This window comes from Kitasatospora sp. NPDC056273, from assembly GCF_042268845.1.
Taxonomy (GTDB): domain Bacteria; phylum Actinomycetota; class Actinomycetes; order Streptomycetales; family Streptomycetaceae; genus Kitasatospora.
Map to the genome: position 1 here is coordinate 1 of NZ_JBHJSJ010000119.1, position 5,490 is coordinate 5,490.

Below are 5,490 nucleotides of genomic sequence, written 5' to 3' on the forward strand. Positions count from 1 at the left end.
GGGACCACGGAGGTCCGGGGCCGCCCCGGGAGAACGGCGCGCAGCCCGCGCCGCAGGGCGCCGGCGACGGCTCAGACGTTGACGCCGAAGTCCTGCGCGATGCCGCGCAGGCCGGAGGCGTAGCCCTGGCCGATGGCGCGGAACTTCCACTCGCTGCCGTTGCGGTACAGCTCACCGAAGACCATCGCGGTCTCGGTGGAGGCGTCCTCGGAGAGGTCGTAGCGGGCCAGCTCCGAGTTGTCGGCCTGGTTCACCACGCGGATGAACGCGTTGCGCACCTGGCCGAAGTTCTGGCTGCGGGTCTCGGCGTCGTAGATCGACACCGGGAAGACGATCTTCTCCACGTCCGCCGGGACGCCGGCCAGGTTGACCTTGATCGCCTCGTCGTCGCCCTCGCCCTCGCCGGTCAGGTTGTCACCGGTGTGCTCGACCGAGCCGTCCGGGCTCTTCAGGTTGTTGAAGAACACGAAGTTGCCGTCCGAGGCGACCTTGCCCTGGGCGTTGCACAGCAGGGCGCTGGCGTCCAGGTCGAAGTCCGCACCGGTGGTGGTCCGGACGTCCCAGCCCAGGCCGACGACCACGGCCGTGAGGCCGGGTGCCTCCTTGGTGAGCGAGACGTTGCCGCCCTTGCTGAGGCTGACTCCCACTAGTCCTCCAAGAATCGGGAGGCACGTCCAGTGGTGCCCCCGGTGGTGCGGTCCGGGGCGGCGGGAGGCCGATCGGCCCCCGCGTCCCACCCCGCCAACGGCCCGAGCGTAGTACGGGGTTCCCGCCCGCACCCCTGATCAGGCCGGACACGGCCCCACGGCACCCGGCCGGCGGGCGCCGAAGGGGCCCGGCGGGCGCGCCCGGGGCCCCCGGCGGGGCCTCAGAGCGCCGCGAGCACCTTCAGGTACTCCTGCTCGTCCCGGGCGTCCGGGAGGCCGTTGACGACGCTCCAGCGCACCGCGCCGGCGGTGTCGACCACGAAGGTGCCGCGCAGCGGGCAGCCCCGCTCCTCGTCGAGGACGCCGTACGCGCGGGCGACCTCGCCGTGCGGCCAGAAGTCGGCCAGCAGCGGGAACTCCAGGCCCTCCCGGTCGGCGAAGACCCGCTGGGAGAACTGGGAGTCGCAGGAGAGCCCGAGCACCTGCACGCTGTCGTTCTGCAGGCCCGCCAGCTCCCGCTGGATCGCGCCCAGCTCGCCGGTGCAGACGCCGGTGAAGGCGAACGGGTAGAAGACCAGGACGACGTTCTTCCGGCCGCGGAAGTCGGAGAGCCGGACGGACTCGCCGTGCTGGTTGCGGAGCTCGAAGTCCGGAGCCTGGGTGCCGACCTCGATGGCCATGAACGGGACCTTTCTGACGCGAGCGCGCCGCGCGGCGGGCGCGGCAGGCCACATCCTCGCATTCGTTTACGGCCGTTCCGCCGAACGGATGAGGCGGGCGGCCGCGGCCCGCCGCGTTCGCCGTCCGCGAACGGGCCGGTCCGGAGCGCCGGCCGGGCCCCGGGCGGGCGGCGGGCATGCAGCGGGCCCCGCCGGAGGGGGTTCCTCCGGCGGGGCCCGCTGCGGGGACTTCAGAGCCCGCTCAGCGCTTTCCGCCGCTCTGCTTCGCCGTGGACTTGGTCGCGAGCCGGGTGGCCGCCCAGTCCTTGACGATGTTGATCGAGCTGGTCTGGGAGAGACCGGCGGTCTTGGCCGAGTCGTTGATGTCGGACGCCTCGATGTGGCCGTCCCGCCCGGTCTTGGGCGTCATCAGCCAGATGAGGCCGCCCTCCGCCAGGTACTCCAGCGCGTCGACGAGGGCGTCGGTGAGGTCCCCGTCGTCGTCGCGGTGCCACAGCAGGACGGCGTCGGCGACGTCGTCGTAGTCCTCGTCGACGAGATCCGTCCCGGTGAGCTCCTCGATGCCTTCGCGGAGGTCCTGGTCAGTGTCTTCGTCGTACCCCAGCTCCTGGATGATCTGGCCCTCTTCGAAGCCGAGACGGGTCGCCGGGTTGGACTTGTCCGCGGGGTCCGCGGTCGCGCTCACGGGAATAACCTCCAGTATTCGGCTCGGCATCCATGCCGAGGCTGTGGCCGTAGTCCACACGGGCGCGGCGGTTCGCGCAAGTACCCGACCCCCGATCCCCCCCAAAGGTTGACGTGTCGCACCGGAACACGCCGTGGGACGTGTCGGGAATCACACCGATTTGCCCTTTTCTGCATGGTCCGAGGATGCTTCGGGTGGTCCCGGCCCACAGGCCGTACGTGTGCCCGAGATGCGAACGGCATTCGGGGTCCGCGCGTGCGCGGGCGTAGAGTCTCCTGTTGGCCCTCACCCCGGCCGCCCGCCATCGGGCGGACGGGACACCAGGTCGGACCACCTCTTTTCGTAACACCCGGGGGTGTGCGGAGCGGACGGAGACGCCCGCACCGCGCACCACCAGACCGGACCGCCCACCGGGCGCGACGGTTACCGATCGGTAGAGATGACGGATCTCCGAGCGCGGTAGCACGATGGAGGCGGCGCGACACACCTCAGTTTCGACCGACAGTGAAGGAACAGCGTGGCTTCCGGATCCGATCGCAACCCGATCATCATTGGCGGCCTTCCGAGTCAGGTCCCGGACTTCGATCCCGAGGAGACCGCGGAATGGCTGGAGTCGCTCGATGCGGCCATCGACGAGCGGGGGCGTGAGCGTGCCCGTTACCTGATGCTGCGGCTGATCGAGCGCGCCCGCGAGAAGCGTGTCGCCGTGCCCGAGATGCGCAGCACGGACTACGTCAACACCATCGCGACCAAGGACGAGCCGTTCTTCCCCGGCAACGAGGAGATCGAGCGGAAGATCCTCAACGCGACCCGGTGGAACGCGGCCGTCATGGTCTCCCGGGCGCAGCGCCCCGGCATCGGCGTCGGTGGCCACATCGCCACCTTCGCCTCCTCCGCGTCGCTCTACGACGTCGGCTTCAACTACTTCTTCCGCGGCAAGGACGCCGAGGGCGAGTCGGGCGACCAGATCTTCTTCCAGGGTCACGCCTCCCCCGGCATCTACGCCCGCGCCTTCCTGCTGGACCGGCTCACCGAGCAGCAGCTCGACGCCTTCCGCCAGGAGAAGTCGAAGGCCCCGTACGGCCTCTCCAGCTACCCGCACCCGCGGCTGATGCCGGACTTCTGGGAGTTCCCGACCGTCTCGATGGGCCTCGGCCCGCTCGGCGCGATCTACCAGGCGCGGATGAACCGCTACCTGGAGCACCGCGGCATCAAGGACACCTCGGACTCGCAGGTCTACGCCTTCCTCGGCGACGGCGAGATGGACGAGCCCGAGTCGCTCGGCCAGCTCTCGCTGGCCGCCCGCGAGGGCCTGGACAACCTGACCTTCGTGGTCAACTGCAACCTGCAGCGCCTGGACGGCCCGGTCCGCGGCAACGGCAAGATCATCCAGGAGCTGGAGTCCCAGTTCCGGGGCGCCGGCTGGAACGTGATCAAGCTGGTCTGGGACCGCTCCTGGGACCCGCTGCTCGCGCAGGACCGCGACGGCGTCCTGGTCAACAAGCTGAACACCACGGTGGACGGCCAGTTCCAGACCTACGCCACCGAGACCGGCCAGTACATCCGCGAGCACTTCTTCGGCGGCGACCTGCGCCTGCGCGCCATGGTCGAGAACATGACCGACCAGCAGATCCAGCACCTGGGTCGCGGCGGCCACGACCACAAGAAGATCTACGCGGCGTTCAAGGCGGCCCGCGAGCACAAGGGCCAGCCGACGGTCATCCTGGCGCAGACGGTCAAGGGCTGGACACTGGGCCCCAACTTCGAGGGCCGCAACGCCACCCACCAGATGAAGAAGCTGACGGTCGAGGACCTGAAGCGCTTCCGCGACCGGCTGCACCTGCCGATCACCGACAAGCAGCTGGACGAGGGCTACCCGCCCTACTACCACCCGGGCCGCGACTCGGAGGAGATCCAGTACATGCACGACCGCCGGGAGGAACTCGGCGGCTACGTGCCGACCCGCAAGGTCCGCCCGCGGAAGCTGGAGCTGCCCGGCGACGACGCCTACAAGGCGGTCAAGAAGGGCTCCGGCAACCAGACCATCGCCACCACCATGGCGTTCGTCCGGGTGCTCAAGGACCTCATGCGGGACAAGGGCATCGGCAACCGCTTCGTACCGATCGCGCCGGACGAGTACCGCACCTTCGGCATGGACTCGCTCTTCCCCTCGGCGAAGATCTACAACCCGCTCGGCCAGACCTACGAGTCGGTCGACCGGGACCTGCTCCTCGCCTACAAGGAGTCGCCGACCGGCCAGATGCTGCACGACGGCATCTCCGAGGCGGGCTGCACCGCCTCGCTGATCGCCGCCGGCTCGTCCTACGCCACCCACGGCGAGCCGCTGATCCCGGTGTACGTCTTCTACTCGATGTTCGGGTTCCAGCGCACCGGCGACCAGTTCTGGCAGATGGCCGACCAGCTGGCCCGCGGCTTCGTGATCGGCGCCACCGCCGGCCGCACCACGCTGACCGGTGAGGGCCTGCAGCACGCCGACGGCCACTCGCACCTGCTGGCCTCGACCAACCCCGGCGTCGTCGCGTACGACCCGGCGTACGGCTTCGAGATCGCGCACATCGTCCAGGACGGTCTGCGGCGGATGTACGGCTCCAGCGCCGAGCACCCGCACGGCGAGGACGTGTTCTACTACATGACCGTCTACAACGAGCCGATCAAGATGCCGGCCGAGCCGGAGAACGTGGACGTCGAGGGCATCCTCAAGGGTCTGCACAGGTACGCGCCGGGCACCGCGGGCCAGATCCCGGCCCAGATCCTCGCCTCCGGCGTGGCCGTGCCGTGGGCCCTGGAGGCCCAGCGCATCCTCGCCGAGGAGTGGAACGTCAAGGCCGACGTCTGGTCCGCGACCTCCTGGAACGAGCTGCGCCGCGACGCGGTGGAGGCCGAGGAGTTCAACCTGCTGCACCCCGAGGAGCAGCAGCGCGTGCCGTACGTCACCCAGAAGCTCCAGGGTGCCGAGGGCCCGGTCGTCGCGGTGTCCGACTGGATGCGCGCGGTGCCGGACCAGATCGCCCGCTGGGTGCCGGGTCAGTACCAGTCGCTGGGCGCCGACGGCTTCGGCTTCGCCGACACCCGTGGCGCGGCCCGTCGCTTCTTCCACATCGACGCGCAGTCGGTCGTCCTGGGTGTGCTCACCGAGCTCGCCAAGCAGGGCAAGATCGACCGCTCGGCCCTGAAGGACGCGATCGACCGCTACCAGCTGCTCGACGTGACCGCGGCCGACCCGGGCGCCGCCGGCGGCGACGCCTGACCGGCCGGTAGGCACTGAGGCACCGAGGGGCCGGACCTCCCGCACGGGGGGTCCGGCCCTTCGCCGTCCGTCGTGTTCTTGACCCTCACGCCGGTGTGAGGTCCTGGGCCTGTCGTCGAACTCCCGTCGTCCGCCCGGAGGGCGGGCGGGGCGGCGTTGGGGTGCGTGCATCGCAAGGCGGAGGAGGGAGCCACTGCGGTGGGGGCACCT

4 protein-coding genes are annotated in these 5,490 nt (G+C 70.2%); 1 reads left to right on the plus strand and 3 read right to left on the minus strand.

Annotation, left to right across the window (positions count from 1 at the left end; all coding sequences use genetic code 11):
• Positions 1-71 precede the first annotated feature (71 nt).
• The 3 genes from ACFCY1_RS41335 to ACFCY1_RS41345 form a co-directional block, all read right to left on the minus strand.
• Complete coding sequence (locus ACFCY1_RS41335; RefSeq protein ID WP_074000774.1) at positions 72-647, minus strand: TerD family protein; 576 nt, start codon at positions 645-647, stop codon at positions 72-74.
• Positions 648-868: 221 nt separating this feature from the next.
• Positions 869-1,327: a peroxiredoxin gene (locus tag ACFCY1_RS41340; RefSeq protein ID WP_375877807.1), complete on the minus strand. Its 459-nt coding sequence runs from the start codon at positions 1,325-1,327 to the stop codon at positions 869-871.
• Between the two features lie 241 nt (positions 1,328-1,568).
• A complete protein-coding gene (locus tag ACFCY1_RS41345; RefSeq protein ID WP_049652614.1) occupies positions 1,569-2,012 on the minus strand; it encodes a DUF3052 domain-containing protein in 444 nt (147 codons plus the stop codon).
• 517 nt (positions 2,013-2,529) lie between these two features.
• On the opposite strand from ACFCY1_RS41345, the gene aceE reads away from it, so the two are divergent.
• Entirely contained in the window at positions 2,530-5,280 is a 2,751-nt protein-coding gene (gene aceE / locus ACFCY1_RS41350; RefSeq protein WP_074000772.1) for a pyruvate dehydrogenase (acetyl-transferring), homodimeric type, read from the plus strand.
• Positions 5,281-5,490 lie beyond the last annotated feature (210 nt).

Excerpts from the sequence above, each read along its gene's own strand:
- ACFCY1_RS41340 (WP_375877807.1), bottom strand. The coding sequence starts at position 1,327 with ATGGCCATCGAGGTCGGCACCCAGGCTCCGGACTTCGAGCTCCGCAAC.